Annotated in this window: 23 protein-coding genes; 6 read left to right on the forward strand and 17 right to left on the reverse strand. The window is 66.3% G+C overall.

Annotated features, from left to right (window positions below; all coding sequences use genetic code 11):
• Positions 1–32 precede the first annotated feature (32 nt).
• From flgJ to C7440_RS06505, 5 genes are all read left to right on the forward strand, one after another.
• Positions 33–1,022: a flagellar assembly peptidoglycan hydrolase FlgJ gene (gene flgJ / locus C7440_RS06485; protein WP_116517837.1), complete on the forward strand. Its 990-nt coding sequence runs from the start codon at positions 33–35 to the stop codon at positions 1,020–1,022.
• Between the two features lie 109 nt (positions 1,023–1,131).
• The gene (flgK, locus tag C7440_RS06490) at positions 1,132–2,778 is read left to right on the forward strand and encodes a flagellar hook-associated protein FlgK (RefSeq protein WP_116517838.1); all 1,647 of its coding nucleotides are present in this window, start codon (positions 1,132–1,134) and stop codon (positions 2,776–2,778) included.
• A gap of 38 nt (positions 2,779–2,816) precedes the next feature.
• Positions 2,817–4,073 carry a flagellar hook-associated protein FlgL gene (flgL, locus tag C7440_RS06495; protein ID WP_116517839.1) on the forward strand — a complete coding sequence of 419 codons (1,257 nt, stop codon included), beginning with the start codon at positions 2,817–2,819 and terminating at the stop codon, positions 4,071–4,073.
• Entirely contained in the window at positions 4,073–5,473 is a 1,401-nt protein-coding gene (locus C7440_RS06500; RefSeq protein WP_116517840.1) for a methyl-accepting chemotaxis protein, read from the forward strand. The genes flgL and C7440_RS06500 overlap by 1 nt, the downstream gene beginning before the upstream one ends.
• Positions 5,473–5,955: a hypothetical protein gene (locus tag C7440_RS06505; protein WP_116517841.1), complete on the forward strand. Its 483-nt coding sequence runs from the start codon at positions 5,473–5,475 to the stop codon at positions 5,953–5,955. The genes C7440_RS06500 and C7440_RS06505 overlap by 1 nt, the downstream gene beginning before the upstream one ends.
• 25 nt (positions 5,956–5,980) lie before the next feature.
• Here C7440_RS06505 and fliR read toward each other — a convergent pair whose 3' ends face one another.
• The 13 genes from fliR to fliF are packed head-to-tail and all read right to left on the reverse strand — an operon-like array spanning position 5,981 to position 16,969.
• A complete protein-coding gene (fliR, locus tag C7440_RS06510; RefSeq protein WP_116517842.1) occupies positions 5,981–6,766 on the reverse strand; it encodes a flagellar biosynthetic protein FliR in 786 nt (261 codons plus the stop codon).
• A gap of 40 nt (positions 6,767–6,806) precedes the next feature.
• A complete protein-coding gene (fliQ, locus tag C7440_RS06515; RefSeq protein WP_017525057.1) occupies positions 6,807–7,076 on the reverse strand; it encodes a flagellar biosynthesis protein FliQ in 270 nt (89 codons plus the stop codon).
• 16 nt (positions 7,077–7,092) lie between these two features.
• Positions 7,093–7,875: a flagellar type III secretion system pore protein FliP gene (fliP, locus tag C7440_RS06520; protein ID WP_243410834.1), complete on the reverse strand. Its 783-nt coding sequence runs from the start codon at positions 7,873–7,875 to the stop codon at positions 7,093–7,095.
• A complete protein-coding gene (fliO, locus tag C7440_RS06525; RefSeq protein ID WP_116517843.1) occupies positions 7,872–8,240 on the reverse strand; it encodes a flagellar biosynthetic protein FliO in 369 nt (122 codons plus the stop codon). Before fliO ends, fliP begins: the two co-directional genes overlap by 4 nt.
• 3 nt (positions 8,241–8,243) lie before the next feature.
• A complete protein-coding gene (gene fliN, locus C7440_RS06530) occupies positions 8,244–8,765 on the reverse strand; it encodes a flagellar motor switch protein FliN (protein WP_017525060.1) in 522 nt (173 codons plus the stop codon).
• Positions 8,758–9,768 carry a flagellar motor switch protein FliM gene (gene fliM / locus C7440_RS06535; protein WP_116517844.1) on the reverse strand — a complete coding sequence of 337 codons (1,011 nt, stop codon included), beginning with the start codon at positions 9,766–9,768 and terminating at the stop codon, positions 8,758–8,760. Before fliM ends, fliN begins: the two co-directional genes overlap by 8 nt.
• Positions 9,769–10,221 (reverse strand): flagellar basal body-associated FliL family protein, encoded by a 453-nt coding sequence (locus C7440_RS06540; protein ID WP_116517845.1) that lies wholly within the window; start codon positions 10,219–10,221, stop codon positions 9,769–9,771.
• 52 nt (positions 10,222–10,273) lie between these two features.
• Positions 10,274–11,629 carry a flagellar hook-length control protein FliK gene (locus C7440_RS06545; RefSeq protein ID WP_116517988.1) on the reverse strand — a complete coding sequence of 452 codons (1,356 nt, stop codon included), beginning with the start codon at positions 11,627–11,629 and terminating at the stop codon, positions 10,274–10,276.
• Between the two features lie 19 nt (positions 11,630–11,648).
• Entirely contained in the window at positions 11,649–12,092 is a 444-nt protein-coding gene (gene fliJ, locus C7440_RS06550; protein ID WP_116517846.1) for a flagellar export protein FliJ, read from the reverse strand.
• A complete protein-coding gene (gene fliI / locus C7440_RS06555; protein WP_017525065.1) occupies positions 12,085–13,545 on the reverse strand; it encodes a flagellar protein export ATPase FliI in 1,461 nt (486 codons plus the stop codon). The genes fliJ and fliI overlap by 8 nt, the downstream gene beginning before the upstream one ends.
• Positions 13,542–14,297, reverse strand: a complete 756-nt coding sequence (fliH, locus tag C7440_RS06560) for a flagellar assembly protein FliH (protein ID WP_116517847.1) — start codon at positions 14,295–14,297, stop codon at positions 13,542–13,544. The genes fliI and fliH overlap by 4 nt, the downstream gene beginning before the upstream one ends.
• Positions 14,290–15,297 (reverse strand): flagellar motor switch protein FliG, encoded by a 1,008-nt coding sequence (gene fliG / locus C7440_RS06565; RefSeq protein ID WP_017525067.1) that lies wholly within the window; start codon positions 15,295–15,297, stop codon positions 14,290–14,292. Before fliG ends, fliH begins: the two co-directional genes overlap by 8 nt.
• Positions 15,284–16,969: a flagellar basal-body MS-ring/collar protein FliF gene (gene fliF, locus C7440_RS06570; RefSeq protein WP_116517848.1), complete on the reverse strand. Its 1,686-nt coding sequence runs from the start codon at positions 16,967–16,969 to the stop codon at positions 15,284–15,286. Before fliF ends, fliG begins: the two co-directional genes overlap by 14 nt.
• 305 nt (positions 16,970–17,274) lie before the next feature.
• On the opposite strand from fliF, the gene fliE reads away from it, so the two are divergent.
• Positions 17,275–17,607 (forward strand): flagellar hook-basal body complex protein FliE, encoded by a 333-nt coding sequence (fliE, locus tag C7440_RS06575; protein ID WP_116517849.1) that lies wholly within the window; start codon positions 17,275–17,277, stop codon positions 17,605–17,607.
• Between the two features lie 2 nt (positions 17,608–17,609).
• On the opposite strand, the gene C7440_RS06580 is transcribed toward fliE, so the two are convergent.
• The 4 genes from C7440_RS06580 to fliS are packed head-to-tail and all read right to left on the reverse strand — an operon-like array spanning position 17,610 to position 20,011.
• Positions 17,610–17,912 (reverse strand): EscU/YscU/HrcU family type III secretion system export apparatus switch protein, encoded by a 303-nt coding sequence (locus tag C7440_RS06580; protein ID WP_116517850.1) that lies wholly within the window; start codon positions 17,910–17,912, stop codon positions 17,610–17,612.
• On the reverse strand, positions 17,909–19,162 hold the full coding sequence (fliK, locus tag C7440_RS06585) for a flagellar hook-length control protein FliK (RefSeq protein ID WP_116517851.1): 1,254 nt from the start codon (positions 19,160–19,162) through the stop codon (positions 17,909–17,911). The genes C7440_RS06580 and fliK overlap by 4 nt, the downstream gene beginning before the upstream one ends.
• A 22-nt stretch (positions 19,163–19,184) precedes the next feature.
• The gene (locus C7440_RS06590) at positions 19,185–19,520 is read right to left on the reverse strand and encodes a flagellar protein FliT (RefSeq protein WP_116517852.1); all 336 of its coding nucleotides are present in this window, start codon (positions 19,518–19,520) and stop codon (positions 19,185–19,187) included.
• Positions 19,521–19,579: 59 nt separating this feature from the next.
• Positions 19,580–20,011 (reverse strand): flagellar export chaperone FliS, encoded by a 432-nt coding sequence (gene fliS / locus C7440_RS06595; RefSeq protein WP_026068217.1) that lies wholly within the window; start codon positions 20,009–20,011, stop codon positions 19,580–19,582.
• Between the last annotated feature and the right edge of the window lie 2 nt (positions 20,012–20,013).

Consider the following 20,013-nt stretch of genomic DNA (forward strand, 5'->3'; position numbering starts at 1 on the left):
GGACCCCATGCGATGCGAATGAGCCGCCAATCATGAGTTTCGTACGATACATTCCTCGGCCGGCCGACAGTTCCGGAGCGGCCTTCGACACCAGCGCCCTGTCCCGCCTGCAGGGCGAGGTCTCGCGCAGCGGCGGCAGCGACGAAGAGAAGATGCAGGTCGCGCGCCAGTTCGAGGCGCTGTTCCTGCAGCAGTTGATCAAGCAGGCCCGGCAAGCCTCGACGGGCGTACAGGGCCTGTTCCAAAGCGACCAGACACGGTTGGCGCAAAGCCTGGCCGACGAGCAGACGGCCCTGCAGCTGGCGGATCCGGGCGTGGGCCTGGCCCAGGCGCTGTTCGACCAGATGCAGGCGGCGGCCGGAAACGGCAAGCCGTCGGACACCGGTTCGGCGGGCAGCCCGCCAGAACTGTCTTCCTCGAGACTGCCGGCCTTGCGCTCGCGCATAGGCGCTGAACGCCCCGACGACGCTTCATCCATTTCCGCGCTGATCGACATGCTGTCCAACAGCGCGGTGGGGCGTGCCGCCGGCGCGGCGGTTTCGGCCATACGCGGGGCGCCCCGGCACATCGAAGAATTTGTTTCCAGAATGACCGGCGCCGCCCATGTGGCTTCGAAGGAAAGCGGCGTGCCCGCCGAGCTGATCCTGAGCCAGGCGGCGCTGGAGTCGGGTTGGGGCCGGCGCGAGATCCGCGGCGAGGACGGCAGCCAGAGCTACAACCTGTTCGGCATCAAGGCCTCGCCCAACTGGAAGGGCAAGGTGGTCAACATCATGACGACCGAGTATGAGGATGGCGTTGCGCGCAAGGTGATGCAGCCGTTTCGCGCCTATGACTCCTATGCCGAGTCGTTCGCCGACTACGCGCGCCTGATCAGCCGCAACGAGCGCTACAGCGAGGTCGTGAAGGCGGACAGTGCCGAAGAGGCCGCGCGCAGCATCCAGCGCGCCGGCTACGCCACCGACCCCGCCTACGCCGACAAGCTGATTTCCATCATGGGCTATTTCGACAGCCGGAGGGTGTAGCAGCGGCCCCACGGCATTAAATATTCTTCCTTCCGTGCCGTAAAACAAGCAGAAGCCGTGCCTGTGGCCCTTGCGCCGCCGGGCACCACCAACCAACAGCGGAATCACAATGAATCTAGCGAATCTTGGTCTATCGGGTCTGGCAGCCGCCACGGCGCGCCTGCAGACCGCGGGGCACAACATCAACAACGCCGCCACCGAGGGCTATAACCGCCAGAGCGTCGTGGTGTCCAGCGCGGGTGGGCGCAACATGGGCTATGGCTTCGTGGGGCAGGGCGTGCGCACCGACAGCATCGAGCGCTCGTACAACAACTTCCTGTACCGCCAGCTGGTCAATGCGCAGACGACGGGCGCATCCCTCGTCTCATACGGCAACGAGATCACGCAGATCAACAATCTGTTCGGCGATCGCACGGTGGGCGTCAGCCCCGCATTGCAAAATTTCTTCGACGGCATCCAGGCCGTGGCCTCGGCGCCGGCCGACCCGGCCGCCCGCCAGGAACTGCTGGGCCGCGCGTCCAGCCTGGTGGGACAGATCAACGATGCGAATGCCTTCCTCGATTCGCAGCGCGAGAACATCAATACGCAGATCTCGACGGTGGTGACCCAGATAAACAGCTACGTCGAGCGCATCCGCGACCTCAACCAGCAGATCGTGGTGGCCAAGGCCTCGAGCTCGGGCCAGCCTCCCAACGACCTGCTGGACCAGCGTGAGCAAGTGCTGTCCGAACTGAGCCAATTGGCCGGCGTGCGGGTCATCGAGCAGGACGGCAGCTTCAATATCACCATCGGCAACGGCCAGGTGCTGCTGGGCGGCGACTCGGTCTTTCCCCTGCAGGCGGTGCCTTCGGCGGACGACCCCACGCGCACGGTCGTAGCCTATAGCGCACCCACCGGCTCGGGCCGCAGCACCCTGGTCGAAATGGCCGATGCCTCGGTGGGCGGAGGCAGCCTGGGCGGCCTGCTGCAGTATCGCAGCGAGGCGCTGGATACGGTGCAGAACGACCTGGGGCGCCTGGCGGCGGGCCTGGCCATGGCGGTAAACGAGATCCACCGCGAGGGCTATGACGTCAATGGCGCCGGGGGCGTGGACTTCTTCTCTTTGGGCGCTCCCAAAGTGATAGAGTCTTCGGGCAACAAGGGCAGCGCGGTTGCGGGCGCCGTGCTGACGGACGCCAATCAGCTCACCGCCCAAGACTACCGGGTCATGTTCGACGGCTCCAGCTACCAGGTCACCAGTGTTCCGGGCGGCTCGGTGGTGTACGAGGGCGACACGCTGCCGGCGTCGTTCGACGGCGTGGAGTTCGATATCTCGGGCGGTACGCCGGTGGCGGGAGACTCATGGTTGGTGCAGCCCACCCGCAATGCGGCCGGGAGCCTGAAGCTGGCCATCGACAACGCCTCGCAGATTGCGGCCGCGGGCAGCCCCGCGGGCGAGGCCGATGGCGACAACGCGCTGCGCCTTGCCGAGCTGCAGACAGGCAAGGCACTGGGCAATGGCTCGATGAGCCTCAACGAAGCCTATTCCCAGATCGTCAACAAGGTGGGCGTGCTGACGCAGCAGAACGGCACGGCATCCAAGGCGCAGGCCACCCTCATCCAGCAGAACTATGCCGCGCAGCAGGCAGTCTCGGGCGTCAACCTGAACGAAGAGTATGTCAATCTCGAGCGCTACCAGGAGCAGTTTCGCGCCGCATCGCGCTTGATCGACGTCAGTTCGACCCTGTTCGACACCTTGCTGGGCCTGCGCGCCTGATTGCTTCATCCAGCGTCTTTCATACCGGGACCGCCACCATGCGTATCAGTTCCTCTTATTTCTTCCAGACCGGACTCAATTCCATCAATGCACAGCAGTCCGACCTGCTGCACCTGTACCAGCAGGCGGCCAGCGGCCAGCGCATGGTCACGCCGGCCGACGACCCGCTGGGCGCAGCCCAGGCGGTCAACCTGAGTCAGTCGCAATCGCTCAACGAGCGCTATGCGGCCAATCGCGACGTGCTCAAGATGAATTTGGGCAACGAAGAGAACGCGCTCAGTTCGGTGACGACCCTGTTGCAGGACATCAAGACCCGCCTGGTCGAGGCCGGCAACGGCACCATGTCGGACGCCGACCGCGCCACCCTGGCCGACGTGCTGCGCAATTCGAAAGAGACGCTGTTCGGGCTGGCCAATTCCACCGATGGCAACGGGCAATACCTTTTTTCTGGTTTCGCGGCCACCCAGCCGGCATTCGTAAAGAACGCGGATGGAACGGTAAGCTACGCCGGCGACGGCGGCCAGCGCGAGATACAGGCCGACCAGACGCGCCGCATCGCAGCCACCGACCTGGGTACCAGTGTCTTTGCCAGCGCGGCCTCGGGCTCGCGCGCCTATCTTACCCATGCGGATACGGGCAACCAGGGCACAGGGGTGATCGGCGGGCCGTCGATCACCGATCCCCAGGGCGACCACGTGGGCCTGCCCTTCACGATCGAGTTCAGCGAAACGGCGGGCCCCGATCCGGTGCTGCAATATACCGTGCACACCTTCGACGCGGATGGCGACGCCGAGACCTATGGCCCGCTGAACTATGACGAAGGCACGACGACCCTGCAACTGCCCGGCGGCGTGCAAGTGGCCTTTTCAGGTTTGCCCAAGGCGGGGGACAGCTTTTCGGTCGAACCCGCCACGCATGCCGATACCGAATTGAACGTATTCGACACCCTGGATGCCATCATCGCGGCGCTCGATGCTCCGGCCGACGGTAATCCCCTTGGCCAGGCCCAGCTGGCCAACGCGCTGGCCTCGGCCATGCAGCGCATCGACGTCAACTACGACCAGGTGCTGACGGTCAGGGCTTCGGTGGGTTCGAGGCTGAGCGAGATCGACGCCATCGACGCAAACGGAAGTGCGCGCGGCCTGAGCTACGCCAACCAGCTTTCGAAGCTCGAGGACGTCGACTACTACACCGTCACCACCCAGCTCGAGCTGCGCCGTTCGGCGCTCGAGGCGGCCGCGCTGGCGTTCAAGAAGATTCAAGGTACAAGCCTGTTCAACATGGGGTCTAGCTGATGAAATCCACACAATGGCAAATCCGGATCGGCGTTTCGGTATTGGTGGCGTGCCTGTGCCTGCTGGTCATGGTCTCGGCGGGGGCGGGCTGGTACATGCTGCAGGAAAACGCCGCCGCGTTGCAGGGGGCCGCGCTTGAAGCGGCCAATCAGCGGCTTGGCCAGGCGGCCTGGGCGTTCATCACCATAGCCCTTCTGGCCGTTGTTCTTGCGGGGCTCGCGCTGCGGCTCGTCGCCCGGAACGCCACGCGCCCCCTCGTATTGGTCGGGCGCCAGCTCGACGCCCTGGCGGCGGGAGACCTGACCTATCGCGTCGAAGCGCGTCCGGCGGAGCTGGGGCCGCTGGCCCAGGGCGTAAGGCGCCTGCAGGACAGCCTGGCCCGAAGCGTGGGCAATGTGCGTGCGGGCCTGGAACTGATCGGGGACAGCGCGCAGCGCATCGTCTCGGGCCATGCCGACCTGAGCAGCCGCACCGAACAGCAGGCGGCCGCGCTTCAGCAGACCGCCGCCAGCATGGAAGAGCTGGCCAGCACGGTAAAGCAGAACGCGGACAACGCCCGCCAGGCCAACCAGCTAGCGGTCACCGCCTCCGAAGTTGCCCAGCGGGGCGGCGCTGCCGTCGGCGAAGTCGTCTCCACCATGCAAGGCATCTCGGCCAGCTCGCGCAAGATCTCCGACATCGTCGGAGTGATCGACAGCATTGCGTTCCAGACCAACATCCTGGCATTGAACGCAGCGGTGGAAGCGGCGCGTGCCGGAGAGCAGGGCAAGGGCTTTGCAGTGGTGGCCTCCGAAGTGCGGGCCCTGGCCCAGCGCAGCGCCCACGCGGCCAAGGAAATCAAGGACCTGATCGAGGATTCGGTGAAGAAGGTGGCCGAAGGTTCCGACCAGGTGGAGCGCGCCGGCTCGACGATGGAAGAGATCGTCTCTTCGGTCGCCAGGGTTACCGACATCATGGGCGAGATATCGGCGGCGACGGTGGAGCAGTCCAGCGGCATCGACCAGATCAACCTGGCGGTGACGCAGATGGACGGGGTCACTCAGCAGAACGCCGTCCTGGTCGAAGAAGCCAGCCGTGTCGCCGAAGAGCTGCGGCGCCATCTGGGCGGTGTCGGACAGGCCGTGTCGTCCTTCCGCCTTGCCGCGAGCCATCGCGTCATCGATGTGTCGCCCACGGGCAAGGCAGCCGGGAGCAGTCCGGGCGAAGCGGCGCCGGCGCCTGCCAAGGTCGCCGCCCCCGCCCGGGCCTCGCTGGCCTCGCCCGGTGCTGGCGTCGGCAGTGAGGCGCCCGCGCAGCCGACGCCGGCTGGCCGCCCCCCGCGCACCCGGACGCCTGCCGCGCCGGCCCTGGCCGCGGCGCCTGCCGGCAAGCCGGCCGACGACGACTGGGAAGAGTTCTGATGTCCATCGGCTCGCGTGCGGCGCGGGTATCGAGCCGGGTTGCGCGCGCACTTGCGCTTGCCGGCCTGGCATGGACCTTGGCCGCATGCAGCACGACGGGCCGCTCGTTCGACACATCCACGATGAACCGCATCGTGCCGGGCCAGACGACGCTGGAACAGGCATCGCGGATCCTTGCGGCCGAGCCCGAGCATGTCTATCGCCAGCGTGACGGCTCGGCGCTGGCGGGTTGGACGCACAAGGCCAGCCTGGTGACCGACGCTGTGTATTTTCGCCGCGAGCTGTGGCTGCGTTTCGACAATACCGGGCGCTTTCAGCATGTCGTCGATCGCGTCAATGTCCATGGCGAGACCGGGCAGGCGGCTGAGCCTGTTTCATTGACCGAGCCCGTGGCGGCAAGTTTGCCCAAGGCCGTGCCGGCCGATTTTCCTTATGGCCCCGATTTCGGAGACGGACCCGTCGCAGTCTATCCGGTGCGCTGACGGATGCCTGGCCGGCCCAGGCTGCTCATAACCCGGCCAGCGCCTGTATCAGGCGGGCCATGGCTTCATGGCCGGCGGCGAACAGGCGGCTGATGAAGGGCGCGGTCTGGGGCAGTACGATCGCCAGCAGAATGAGTCCCACCAGCAGGCTGATTGGAAAGCCCACGGCAAAGACCGATAGCTGCTGAGCAGTGCGATTGAGAATGCCCAGGGCCAGGCTGATCGTCAGCAGCACGATGATCAGCGGCAGCGCCAGCAGCATGCCCGAAACCATGACCTGGGCGCTCCAGTCGAACAATACGCCCAGGCCGTCCAGATGCAGGCCCGCGGCTGCGGGCAGCACGTCGAATGTACGCACCAGCCCGCCTATCATCAGCAAATGGCCGTTCAGCGCCAGGAACAGCAGCATGGCGATGACGTTCATCAGGCGGGCCAGCACGGCGGTGTTCGCGCCGGTGGCGGGATCGAAGAACGATGCGAAGGAAAGTCCCATCTGCAGGCCGATGAACTCTCCCGCGGTTTGCACGGCGGCGAACACGATGCGCATGGTCAGGCCCAGCGCAATGCCGATCAGCACCTGCTGCGCCGCGATCCACAGGCCCTGCCACGACGCGGGCGAGAACTCCGGCGGAGGCGGCAGCGCGGGCGCCACGGCCAGGGCGAGCAGGGCGGAAAAGCCTACCTTCACGCGGGTGGGTATGGATGATTCGCTCAGCAGGGGCGCAGTGCCCACCAGGGCGAGTATGCGCAGGAATGGCCACAGAAAGCCGTTCATCCAGCCATATAGCTGCTCGAGTTCGAAGGAGACCATGTCGCGGACGCTGGTAGCCTTGGCCTGTAGATGCCGTTCGCTACGACACCAGCCCGGGCAGGCTCGTGAACAGCTGGCGCATGTAGTCGACCATGGTGCTGATCAGCCATGGGCCCAGCAGGACCAGGGCGGCGCCCACCGCAAGCAGCTTGGGAATGAAGGACAGCGTCATTTCGTTGATCTGGGTGGCCGCCTGGAAGATGCTGATCACCAGGCCCACGACCAGGGTGACGAGAAGCAGCGGGCCGGCCATGGCCAGCGCCACCTTCATCGCCATATAGGTCATGGACATCACGGTATCCGAGGTCATGTGCTTTCCTTCGCTGCTACTGATAGAAACTGCGGGCCAGCGAGCCCAGCAGCAAGTGCCAGCCGTCTGCCAGGACAAAGAGCATCAGCTTGAACGGCAGGGATATGGTGACCGGCGGCACCATCATCATGCCCAGCGCCATGAGCACGCTGGCCACGACCAGATCGATGATGAGAAAGGGAATGAACACCGTGAAGCCGATCTGGAACGCGGTCTTGAGTTCGCTCGTGACGAAGGCCGGCACCAGCACGCGCAGCGGCACGTCGGCGGGGGTGTCGAATTCGGGCGCCTGCGCCATGTTGGAGAACAGGGCCAGATCGGATTCGCGCGTCTGGTTCAGCATGAAGCTGCGCATGGGCGCGGCAGCGCGCTCCATGGCGGCTTCGAAGCCGATGCTGCCTTCGCTCAGTGGCTGATAGGCCTGGGAATAGACTTCGTCGAACACGGGCGACATGATGAAGAAGGTCAGGAACAGCGCGATGCCGATCAGCACCGTGTTGGGGGGAGAGGCCCCGGTTCCCATGGCGTTGCGCAGCAGGCCCAGCACGATGATGATGCGCGTGAACCCCGTCATCAGCAGCAGCATGGCCGGCAAGAAGGACAGCATCGTCAGCAGCAGCAGCGTCTGGATGCTGAGGGAGTAGGTTTGCGAGCCATCGGTCCCCGCGGTGGCCGTCAGGGCGGGCAGGGCCTGAGTGATTCCGCTTTCCGGATAGAGCAGCAGCGCCAGGCCCAGCCATGCCGCGGCCAGGGGCAGGCGGCGCGAGCCGGCGCGGCAGGACAGCGACACGCGCCTCATGGCTGGGCAGTATCCGGGCCTGTCCGGCCGCGCGTCAGCGCGGCGCGCAGGGCTTGCGCAAAGCCGGGCTGAAGCGGCGCGCCGGACGCGCGGCCGTCGGCCTGCGCCGCGCCTTCCTTTGAGGGCAGGGTGTGAAGCAGGGTAATCTGCTGCGGCGTTACGCCGAGCACCAGCCGCTGGTCCTCGATCTGTACGATGGCCACGCTGGAGCGCGCCCCCAGGCTTTGCGCGCCCACCACCCTGATGGCCTGGCCGGCTCCGGCGCGCAGCCACCCGGCGCGGCGCATCAGCCAGGCGCCCGCCAGGATGAGCAGCACAATGAGCGCAAGGCTGCCCACCATGCGCAGCACGTCTCCCTCGTTCATGGCTCAGCGCTTGCCGTTGAGCCGGCTGAGCCGGTCCGAAGGCGTGATGATGTCGGTCAGGCGTATGCCGTATCTGTCGTCAACCACCACCACCTCGCCCTGGGCGATCAGGTAGCCGTTCACGAAGATGTCCATGGGTTCGCCGGCCAGGCCGTCGAGCTCGACCACCGAGCCCTGGCCCAATTGCAGAATGTTCTTGATCGTCAGGCGGGTGCGGCCCAGTTCGACCGAGAGCTGGACGGGTATGTCCATGATCAGGTCGATGTCGCTCTCGCCCTCGGCGGCCATGCCGTCCAGGGGCTGGAAAAGATCGGCCACGCTGGAGGTGGAGGGCGGCTTGGCCGCGTTCTCGGCCGCCGTCTGCTCGGCCAGGGCATTGGCCCAGTCGTCGCCTTGCAGGCCTTCGGCCTGGTTGGGCTGGCCTGCGCTGCCCGCTGACTGCTCGGCGAAAGCCGAGGCCCAGTCCGCGTCCGCCGCGTCGGGGGCGGCCTTGTCTTTGTCGGAGTCTTGGTTTGGATCAGTCATGAGATGTGGTGGTTTTCTTGAATTCGGACTCGGAATGGGCCAGAACGTTCAGCACCCTCAAGGCATACTGGCCGTTGAAAGTGCCATAGGTGCATTCCATGACGGGCACGTTGCCGGCATGGGCGGTGATGGTCGCGGGTATGTCGACCGGCAGGACGTCATTGACCTTCAGCTTCATCAGCTCGCCGACGGTGCTGCGGATGGACGCGAATTCAGCCACCAGCTCGACCTCGGCGCTGCGTACCTGGCGCGACAGCTGCTGGGTCCAGCGCTGGTCCACCTCGTCCATCGAGGCTTCTTGCAGGGGCCGGGTCAGCAGGTCGCGCACGGGCTCTATCATCGAGTAGGGCAGGCAGATGTTGAGATTGCCGCCCGATGCGCCCAGTTCGATATTGAAGGAAGTGACGACGACGATCTCGTTGCCGCTGGTAATGCTCGCGAACTTGGTGTGCATCTCCGACCGGACGTACTCGAAGGTGATCGGATGGACGTTCTGCCATGACTCGCCGTAACTTTCCAAGGTGAGATTGAGCAGGCGCCGGATGATGCGCTGTTCGGTGGTGGTGAAGTCGCGCCCCTCGACCCGGGTGGTGTAGCGTCCATGGCCGCCGAACAGGCTGTCGATGACGAGGAAAACCAGGTTGGGGTCGAAGGTGAACAGGGCCGCGCCGCGCAGGGGCTTCATGGTTACCATGTTCAGGTTGCTGGGCACGGGCAGGTTGCGTTCGAACTCTGAATACTTCTGCACCTTGATGGTCGATACCGTGATGTCGGCATTGCGGCGCATGAAGCTCAGCAACGTCGAACGCAGGCGCCGGGCGAATCGCTCGTTGATTAGTTCGAGCGTCTGCATGCGGTGCCGGACGACGCGATCCGGCGAACTCAGGTCATAGGGCCGGACGCCGCCGCGCTCTTCGGTTTGCGATGCCGAGCTGCTTTCCCCGGTAACTCCGGCGATCAGCGCATCGACTTCGTCCTGCGACAGGAAATTCGAGTAAGCCATTTACTGGATCACGAAAGCGGTGAACAGCACGCTGGAGATTCCGGGGTTGTTCAGATGCGGATGGAAGGACGCCGAAAGAACCTTTTTCAGGCGGGCGGCCAAGAGGTTGCGGCCTTCGGTCGTCTGCAGTTCGGACGCCGTGTGCTGTGCCAGCTCGGCCAGCACGCGGTTGCGCACTTCGGGCATGTACTGCACGAGCGTTGTATGCGAGTCGAGTTCGTTCAGGCGCAGCGTGATTTCGGTGTACAGGATCTGGCTGCCGCGATCGCCCGGTATGGTGACGGTGAAGGGATCGAGCGCCAGGAAGATGGGCGCGGCCACGGCCGGCTTGACGGGCTCGAGCGCCTGTGCAGAAGAAGCCTGCCGCCCAGAGGTGTTGAAGTAGTAGAACGCGGCGGCGCTGCCGGCGACTATCAGTATCAGAACGAGCAGTATGGTGTTGAGAATGCGCATGGGGCTTGTGTCAGCGGTGGGCAATTGGATTCGGTTTCATGGCGGCGCCTCTTCAGGCGAAGGTGTCCACGAGGCCATTCGAGACGGCGGCGCCGCGCGGCAGGGCCGCAACGTCGGCGGAAGCGAGGGCCGTATCGGCGCCCCCGCCCGACGAACGCGCGCCGGCCTGGCTGCCGCCGTCGTGCTGGGCGAAGCCGCCCTGGCCCTGGTCGCCCACATGGGTCTGGCCCAGCGAGATGCCCGCCTGCGCCAGTTGCTGGCTCAATTGGGGCAGGGCAGATTCGACGGCCTGGCGCACCGAGGCGTGCGCCGAGACGAATACGGCGTTGGCCGTCCCGTCGCTCAGGCTGATCGAAATGCGCAATGGCCCGAGTTCAGGCGGGTCCAGCCGAAGTTCGGCGGTCTGCGCACCGCTGTGGGCGTCGCGCGCCAGCATGACCATCTGCCGGCCAAAGTCGGCATCCCAGCCCGACAGATGCAATGGGGTGGCGATGGCCTGGCCCGCGGCCGGAGCCGGGGAACTTGCCTGGGCAAAAGGATTCAGCCCCCCCGCAGCGCCAGAGATCGATGCAAGCGGGTCGGTAGCGGTCGAGGCCTGCGCGCCCCGAGCGGCCGTTTCGTTCATTGCAACGGTCGTCTGGACCATGCCGAACGCGCCGTCGCCGGTACGGGAAGCGGCCGCAACATCGGCAGCGGCTGCCGGAGCGGCCGGTTTGCCTGCCGTCGCGCTTATCGCGTCGCCGGAGGCGGTGTGCGATGGACGCGCTGCGCCATGTCGGCGGACCGCGGGCAACTCGAGGCCCGTGCTGCGGCCCTCGCGCAGCGCATTGTGATCTTCACCCGCTTGCCTGACGGCGCTTGCCGCGTCGGCGACGGCGGCTGCATTGCCTGCGCTGGTGGCGGAAGCGCGGGCGCGGCCGGGGGCTTCGGCATTCAGAGCGGCGGGCACGGCCTTGCGGTCGCGGGCAACGTTGCTGTGCGAGGGATCGAGCCGGGTGTCGGCAAACCTTGTGTCCGAGGCGGGCAAGCCCTCTTTGGCACGGGTCTCGCCGGCCTCGGCCGCGTGGCCGCGAGCATGCAAGGCGATTTCGAGCGCGATCTGCGGCAGTACCGCCAGGGTGTCCTCGTCCGCCGTTTCCCGCTCGGCTGCTTCGGCGCCTTCCGCCGGCTGCTCGCCGGTTTCGGCTGCTTTCGCATTCTCGCTGGAAGACGGGGGCGACGAGGGGGCGCCGGAGGCTCCCGGCTCCGTCCTTGCGTCGACCGGGCCCCTGTCTTTGCCGGCGGGCGCCTGGTTCGCCAGCACGTCGGCAAAGCGAGGCTGTCCGGCATCGTCGGCCGGGGCGCCGGAAGCGCGAGCGGCCTGCGGCTTCAGGCTGGAGACCACGGCGGCGATTGTCGGTGAATTCATGGCGGTGACCGGGTGATTGCTAATGGCCCATCCCGCGATAGCCGCGGGCGGAGATTTCATCGTTCATGCGTTGCTCGCGGCGTGCGTCGTGCAGGGCCTGCTGGCGCATCTGGCGTGTCTGCAGGGTCTCGAACGAACTGAGACGCCGCTTTTCCGCCTGCCAGGAGTCGCGGCCTTTCTGCAGCCGGGCATCCATTTGCTCCAGGATCTTATTTTGCTGCGAGATCGCCTCATCCAAAGTGGCGATAAACTGCCTAAAATTGTGATAGTTCGAAGCGGTCAGTCCCATTTTGGACACTTGCTGCAATCGTTCGGCGTAGTCCTTCCTGTAGTCGTGCAGGGCCTGAAGCTGCTGCTCGGCGTCTTGCCTTGCCTTGTGCAGCTGCGCCAGTTGCCTGGCGGCTTCGTCGGTATCGTTGCGCGCCAGGTCGATCAGCATATCCAGCGTCGAAGCCTTAGCCATGCGCGGCCTCCATCGTCTCCTGGCCCAGCACCGCCGCCAGTTCCCTCGTTGCGCGCTCATAATCGACGCGCTGTTCTATGCCCTGTTGCAAAAAGGCTTCCAGCCAAGGGTATTTGTCGATGGCTTCGTCTATGCGCGGGTCGTTGCCGCGGCTGTAGGCGCCCACGGCGATCAGGTCGCGGTTGCGCTGGTAGCGCGAAAGCATCTGCTTGAAGGCGTGCACCATGGCAAATTGCGAAGGCGGCACCACGGCCGACATCACGCGCGAAATCGATGCCTCGATGTCGATGGCCGGATAATGGCCCGACTCGGCCAGGCTGCGCGACAGCACAATGTGTCCGTCCAGGATGGCCCGGGCCGAATCGGCGATCGGGTCCTGCTGGTCGTCGCCTTCGGTCAGCACGGTGTAGAAGGCGGTGATCGATCCGGCCGGGCGGCCTTCCACCGGCGCGCCGTTGCCCGCGCGCTCCACCAGGGCGGGCAGCTTGGCGAACACCGAGGGCGGATAGCCCTTTGTGGCGGGGGGTTCCCCAATCGCCAGGGCGATTTCCCGCTGCGCCATCGCATAGCGCGTCAGCGAATCCATGATCAGCAGCACGTGCTTGCCTTGGTCGCGAAAGTGCTCGGCCAGCCGCGTGGCGTATACCGCCCCTTGCATCCTCAGCAGGGGCGAGACGTCGGCGGGCGCGGCCACCACCACCGACCGGCGCAGGCCTTCTTCGCCCAGGTTGTGCTCGATGAACTCCTTGACCTCGCGTCCGCGTTCGCCGATAAGGCCCACCACCACTACGTCGGCGCGGGTATAGCGGGCCATCATGCCCAGCAGCACGCTCTTGCCCACGCCCGATCCGGCAAAAAGGCCCATGCGCTGTCCGCGTCCTACGGTCAGCAGGCCGTTGATGGCGCGCACCCCCACGTCCAGCGCGGTATCGATGGGCGCGCGTTCGAGGGGGTTGATGGTCTGGGCGGCGAGCGGAGCGGGGTGCACCAGCCTGAGCGGGCCAAGGTCGTCCAGCGGGCGGCCGGCTCCGTCCAGCACCCGGCCGAGCAGGGCGTCGCCGACCGGCAGGTGGCGGGTCTGGCCCGTCACCGGATTCTCCACGGCATCGTGCGAGGGCAGGGGAATGGGCGTGCGCAGGCCGGCTTCGACGGGCACCACCCGCGCGCCGGGCGGCAGTCCCGAGATGTCGCTTTGCGGCATGAGATAAAGCGTATGGCCGTTGAAGCCGACGACTTCGGCATCGGCCCAGTGGTTCTGGCGCGGCGTGATCTCGATCTTGCAGGCCGCCCCCACGGCCAGCCGCAGCCCGGTGGCCTCCAGCACCAGCCCCGTGGCGCGCGTGATGCGGCCGGTGGCATGCCACGATTCGACATGTGCCACGCGCCGTGTGCCGATGGCCAGCTGCATGCGCCAGCGGTCTGCGGCGCTTTCCAGGCGCGAGGTGGCATTCATGGCGTGGCGTTCCAGGGCAGATTGTGGCCCAGCGAACCCACCACCCTTTGCCATCGGGTCTGCAGGCTTGCATCGATGTTGCCCAGGGCTGTCTCGGCCACGCAGCCGCCGCGCTCCATGCCCGGATCGGCCTGCAGGCGCCAGCGTCGCGCGGCCGGATCGTCGTCCAGATGCGGCTGGACCAGGGCGAGGTCGTCGGGATGAAGGCGCAGGCGAAGCAGGCCTTCCTGGCCGGCGTCCATATAGAGAATGTCGCGCAGCGTGTCCAGGATCTTTTCCGGTTCGGCCGCCAGCGTCGATCGCACGACCTGCTGGGCAATGCTGATGGCAAGGCGGACAAGGGCCTGGCCCGTCTCGGCCTCGACGTCGTGCAACGCCGCCGAGCAGGCGTCCAGCAGCTCGGCCAGCCGGCGGGCCTGCGCATCGTTCTGCATCCGGCCCTCTTCCTGCGCGTCCCGCATGCCGGCGTCGAAGCCTTCGGCGTGGCCCTCGGCCATTCCTTGATTGCGGCCTTCCTCGAGACCCTGCCGGAAACCCTGCTCGCGGCCCTCGGCATGGCCCTGTGCACGGCCTTCTTCCCGGGCCTGCTGTTCCAGCCTGGCTATCTCTTCGCGCAGATGCGCCGGCAATGCCAGGGGCGCGTCGTCAGGCTGGTCTTCATCGCTGTCCGCGAAGTCGACCGATTCCATCTCCCAGCGGCGCCAGGCCTGGTCTCCATAGGCCCGCAGCGCCCGGCGCGCAGGTTCAGACATATTCGTCGTCTCCGCGGCGGCTCAGGCTGAACTGGCCGGCTTCGGCAAGCCGCCTTGCCACCTGCAGTATGGTCTTCTGGGCCTCTTCGACGCGGGACATGCGGATGGGTCCCTGCGCCTCCAGGTCTTCGCGCAGCATGTCGGCGGCGCGATTGGACATATTCTTCATGAATGTGTCGCGCAGTTCCTCGGGCGCGCCCTTGAGCGCGATCGTCAGCGTGGCGGTGTCGATCTCTTTCAGGATGAGCTGGATGGCCGAGGGCTCGATGTCCACCAGGTTGTCGAAGACGAACATTTCGTCGACGATGCGCTGGGCCAGGTCCGGATCCAGATCGCGCAGATTGGCCACCACCGCGTCCTCGTCGGCCGAGCTCATGTAGTTGATCAGCTCGGCGGCGGCGCGTACGCCGCCCATCTTGCTGCGCTTGGCGCCCTGGCCGGAAAGCATGTCATTGAGCACGTCGGTCAGTTCGTGCAGGGCCGAAGGCTGGACTCCGCCGAAGGTGGCGATGCGCAGCACCACGTCGTTGCGCAGGCGCTCGTCGAGCAGGGCCAGCACGGCCGAAGCGCGGTCGCGTTCGAGGTGGACGAGTATGGTGGCGATGATCTGCGGATGCTCGTCGCTGATCAGCTCGGCGACGCTGTTGGCGTCGATCCAGTTCAGGGCGTCGATGCCGTTGGCGTTGTCGCTGGCTTCCAGGATGTCTTCGATGAGGCCGGCCGCCCGGTCGTTGCCCAGCGCCTTGGTGAGCACGCTGCGTATGTAGTCGTCCGAGCCCACCGTAACGGCCATGAACTGGTCGGCCTCCTGACGGAACTCTTCGAGCACCTTGTCCACGTCGCTGCGCGTGACATGGGAAAGCGAGGCCATGGCGCCCCCCACCATCTGGACCTCGCGGGCCGAGAGATGGCGGAAGACTTCCGCCGCCGCATCCTCGCCCAGCGACATCATGAGGATGGCGCAGCGTTGCAGTTGGTCGTCCGTGCTAGTGCTTGCCATTTTGTTCCATCCAGGAGCGCAGCACCATGGCCACGGCGCGCGGGTCCTTCGAGGCGAGGTCCTGCGCGACATTCAGATTGTCTTCGTAGCGGCTGATTTCCGATGCACGGCGTGCCGCGGCAGCCGCCGCGCTGGCCGCGGCGTTGCGGGTGGCGGCATCTTCCTGGGCCGCAATCTGTTCGGCCTCCTGGCGGCTTGAAAGGTGGGCCAGATAGGGCTTGACGATTTTGCGCCACACCAGCCAGGCGGCCAGCGCCAGCATCAGATAGCGGAGGATCTGCATGGCCAGTGCCTGATAGTCGGGATTCTGCCAGATGGCGACCTGGGCCGAAGTGTCGGCGGTGAACCGGCTGTTGACGATGCTGAGCGTGTCGCCGCGCTCTTCCGAAAAGCCCATCGCATCTTTGACGAGGCGGTTGAGGTTGTCGATCTCTTCGGGCGGCAGCGGCTGTGCCTGGCCGTCTTCCCCAGGCAGGTAGTTGACCACGACCGCAACCGACAGGCGGCGCAGCTTGCCCAGGGGCTCCTTGACGTGGCTGATGGTGCGGTCCACCTCGTAGTTGATGGTGGCATCGTGGCGGGTATTGGCGGGAACGTCTTCCTCGCCGCCGCCACCGCCCGTGCCGAGCTGGCTGCCTTGCGCCGCCCCGGTTGCGGCTTGGCCCGGCGTTCCCTGGCCGCCGGGCTGCGGCGGGGTGGTGATGGGCGCCGTGGCGTTGGGCGGGGGCTGATTGGTCAGCGCGCCGGGCACGCCTTCGGGCGGCAGCACGTTGTACTGCTGCGAGCCGCTGGTCTGCTTGCTGCGCACGGCGCCTTGGCCGGGCTCCTGGTTGGGGCGATAGACTTCAGAGGTCTGCTCGCGCTGCGAGAAATCGACGTCCGCGCTGGCCTGGGCGCGCACATTGCCCGGGCCGACCAGGGGGGCGACCAGGGTCAGTATGCGCTGCACCGTACGCTGCTCGATGTCGTTGACGAAGTTGCGCTGGGTGCCGTCCGTGCCGGCGTCTCCAGCGGGCGCACTGAGCAGGCGGCCGTTCTGGTCGACGACCGACACATGTTCCGCCGAAAGGCGGGGTACGCTCGACGACACCAGCCAGGCAATGGCCGACACCTGGGCTTCGCTGAGCGTGCGTCCGGGATAAAGCGTCAGCAGCACCGAGGCCGTGGGTTCCTGCCGCTCGCGCACGAACAGCGATTCGCGCGGAATGGCCAGGTGCACGCGGGCCTGCTGCACGGCATGCAGCGATGCGATGGAGTTGCCCAGCTCGCCTTCCAGGGCGCGTTGATAGGTGACCTGCTCTGTGAACTGGCTGGCGCCGAAGCGTGTGTTGTCCAGCAGCTCGAAACCCACGCCGCCGCTGCGAGGCAGGCCCTGGGTGGCCAGCTGCAGCCGGGTCTCGTGCACACGATCGGCGGGCACGAGTATGGCGCCGCCATTGTCCGAGAACCGGTATGGCACGTTCATCTGCCCCAGGGCCGACACAATGGCGCCGCCGTCGCGGTCTTCGATGTTCGAGAACAGCACGCGATATTCAGGCCCGCGGCTCCACAGCAGCACGACGACGACAAGGGCGATCAACGCCGGGGCGGCGCCCAGGAGAATCGGGCGTGGTATGCCTTGCAGCTTGCTCAGGACGGGAAAGCGAGCCACCAGCGCTTGCGCCTGGCTCATCGCGAGCCTCCGGCGGGCCTTGCGCAGGATCGCACCATTGCCGAAGGTTGCGTGTATACGATATGCATGCGACGGAATACGTGAAGGGGAGACGTCATTATTGCGTGTCTTGAAGCAGGACCAAGCGCCGAAAAGCACGGGTTTTCAAGCGCAGTTCGGCTTTACGCCGCAGGCTGGATGCCGTTGGCCGGACAGGCGGAACAGATGGTAAATACGGGGCTGAAAGCCTTATGAGTGAAACAGCCGGGTGTTTTGGCGGCTAATGGCGCGCTTGCCAAGCGATGCGCTGCGCTACAGTGTGCGCCATGGCTATCTCCAACTTGAACAACATCGAATCCATTCTTGCCCAGATGCGGGAAGTCGCTCGCGCGGCATCGGGCTCGGGTGCGCGCGTCAATGAACGGGAGCCCGTGCCCGGCGGCTTTGCGGCGGAACTGCAGCGCTCCTTGCGGCAGGTTTCGGCCATGCAGAACGGCGCCACCCAGCAGGCCAAGGGCTTTGCCCTGGGCGATCCGGGCATTTCCCTGAACAACGTGATGATAGACATGCAGAAGGCGGGCATTGCCTTCCAGGCCACCGTCCAGGTGCGCAATCGCCTGGTGGCGGCATACCAGGAAATCGCCAGCATGCCGGTCTGAGTTCAGTTGTCCGCGGGCTCTGCTTCCAGCCGATACAGCCAGGCGAGCAGACGGGCTACGGCCTCGTAGAGCTCGGGCGGAATGTGCCGGTCCAGATCCACCTGCATCAGCAGGCCCACCAGTTCGGGCGACTGGTGCACGTACAGGCCGTGGTCCTGCGCGGTACGCATGATGTTCTCGGCCGCCGTGCCATAGCCCTTGGCCACCACGCGAGGCGCGGAGTCGGCCGTATCGTAGGCCAGGGCGACCGCGCTGCTGCGCGCAGGCGTGTTCGTCCCTCCGGCGTCGCGCGTTTGGTCCGTCATACCTCGTCCCTGTCCTGAATCGACAACTGGCTGAGCGTCAGCCCCCCTTCCTGGAACTCCGTTCTTAGCGCCTGGTCATGCTGCTTCAGGGTCTGGGCGCTTTGCGGCGCCACGAGCCGCATCACGACCTGGCTGCCATGCAGCGACAGCCGGGCCTCGATCTCTCCGAGCGCGGGCAGTGAAAGACGCAGCCGGGTGGCCCAATGCGTGCCGGCCTCGTCGCTTGCCCCGTGCTCGTCGCGGCGGCTGACCTCCCAATCCAGCGGCGCATCCGGCCAGGCTTCGCCATGCCAGTTGAAGGCCTGGGCCGCCAGCGTCTCCAGCTGCTGGCGCACGACCAGATGCGTATCGGGATGCAGGCCGAGCAGGGCGGGGGCATGGCTTTGGCCCGCCTGCCCCGTTGCAGCGGATGCACTGCGTGCTTCGGCGGGCATATTGTCAGAAGCGGAGCTGCCGGCCTGCGGAGCGCCGTGAGGTACAGCGGACGACGGGCCCGCATGTGTCGCGGCAGCAGGAGTCGAGCCTGTTTGTGCGGGCGCTGCGGACCCGCGCAGCTGGCCTTGGGGTTCGAGCTTGAGCTGGGCGGCGGTTCTGGCTCCAGAGGCCAGCTCCCGAAGATGCGATTCGTAGAACAGGCCGCTTTGCCCCACGGCCAGGCCCAGGGCGCGCGCAATCAAGGCGGGCCCGACATCGCCTGAAGCCGCATGGCCCGCCATCGGCGTCGCTGCCGCCGGGCCTGACGGGCCGGCGCCTGAGGCGCCGGAACCCGAGGCGGATGTCTGTGCCGGGGGCGCCGCGCCGGCCGCCGCGGCGGTGCCCGATGCGGCTGGTCCTGCCTGGACCAGAGGCGCGCGTCCGGCGACGGGCGGCGCCTGTCCGGGAAAGCGGGACAGCAGGGCCAGTATGGTTTTTGCGGCATGCCCCAGCGTTGTGGGCGCTGACGGAGTGCTGGACGTCTCGGTGCTGGGCCGTTCCGTTCCCTGAGGCAGGGGCCGGGATTGCAGCCTGGCATCCTCGACCTGGCGGCCTCCACGCTCTGTCTGGGCCAGGGCCTTGTCGATGGTCTCGGGCAGCGGGCGGCCGCCCTCATTGTGCAACGGCGCAATGCGCGTGGCGTCGGCCAGTTGCAGGATGGCGTCGGACTTGCCGGCATTGACGATCTGGCTTTGCTGGGACGCCGCGACGCTTAGCGCGGTGTCGAGCCGGCGTATCAGCAGCGTCCCCAGATTCGAAGGCCCGCCCACGCTCATGGATGGATTCCTGCGCGCCGGCCTAGCGGCTGGCGGGTTGGGTGTTGCAGTAGGCTTCGAGCACGCTCTGATGGCGCTTCATGGCTCCCAGCATGGCTCCGAGCCTGGCCATCTCGGGGGCGGCCAGATTGCGGATGCGCGCGTCGTCATCCAGTATCTGGGTCAGCAGCGTCTTGCGCGCGGCCCGGTCGCCGCTGTCCAGGTGTGTGAGCGGTTTCAGCATTTCGACGGCGTCGCAATATTGCCGGCTGAGGGAAATGACGGAATCCCAGTCATTGGCCTGCGCCAGCTTGAGCATCTGGCCGGACAGTTCGGCGATGAGCTGATAGCGGTGCACGATGGGAGGTGTGTCGAGCATGATGGATTCGCCTTGAAGAGGCCTGGTGGATTCAGGTTTGGCCGCCTGGCTGGATGGGTTCAGGCGGGGGATGATGCTTTGGAGGACTCGGCAGCCGTGCGCCAGGCGTCTCCGATGTCGCTCAGAAGCCGTTGCGCCAGCTGCAATTTTTCCGCATCGGCGCCCAGGTTGGCCTGGAGCAGATTGCGGATGATGAGATCGTAGGTGGCGGCCAGGTTGCGGGCGAGTTCGCCTCCGGCTTCCATGTCGATGCTGGCTTTCAGGCCCGAGTCGACGATGTCGATGGCCTTGGAGATGGCGGTGCCGCGTCCCTGTATGTCGCCATTCTGCATGTATAGCTGCGCCTTGGCCACGGCCGCCAGCGCCCCGTCGAACAGCATGGTGATCAGCTGTTCCGGTGTTGCGCTGAGCACCTTGGTTTCGAGGCCGATGCTGGCGTAGGCCCTGGCGGAGGTCTGGCCGCGCGCGCCGCGCGGCGAGGGGTAGGTCATCG

The organism is Pusillimonas noertemannii, from assembly GCF_003096595.1.
GTDB classification, from domain to species: domain Bacteria; phylum Pseudomonadota; class Gammaproteobacteria; order Burkholderiales; family Burkholderiaceae_B; genus Pusillimonas; species Pusillimonas noertemannii.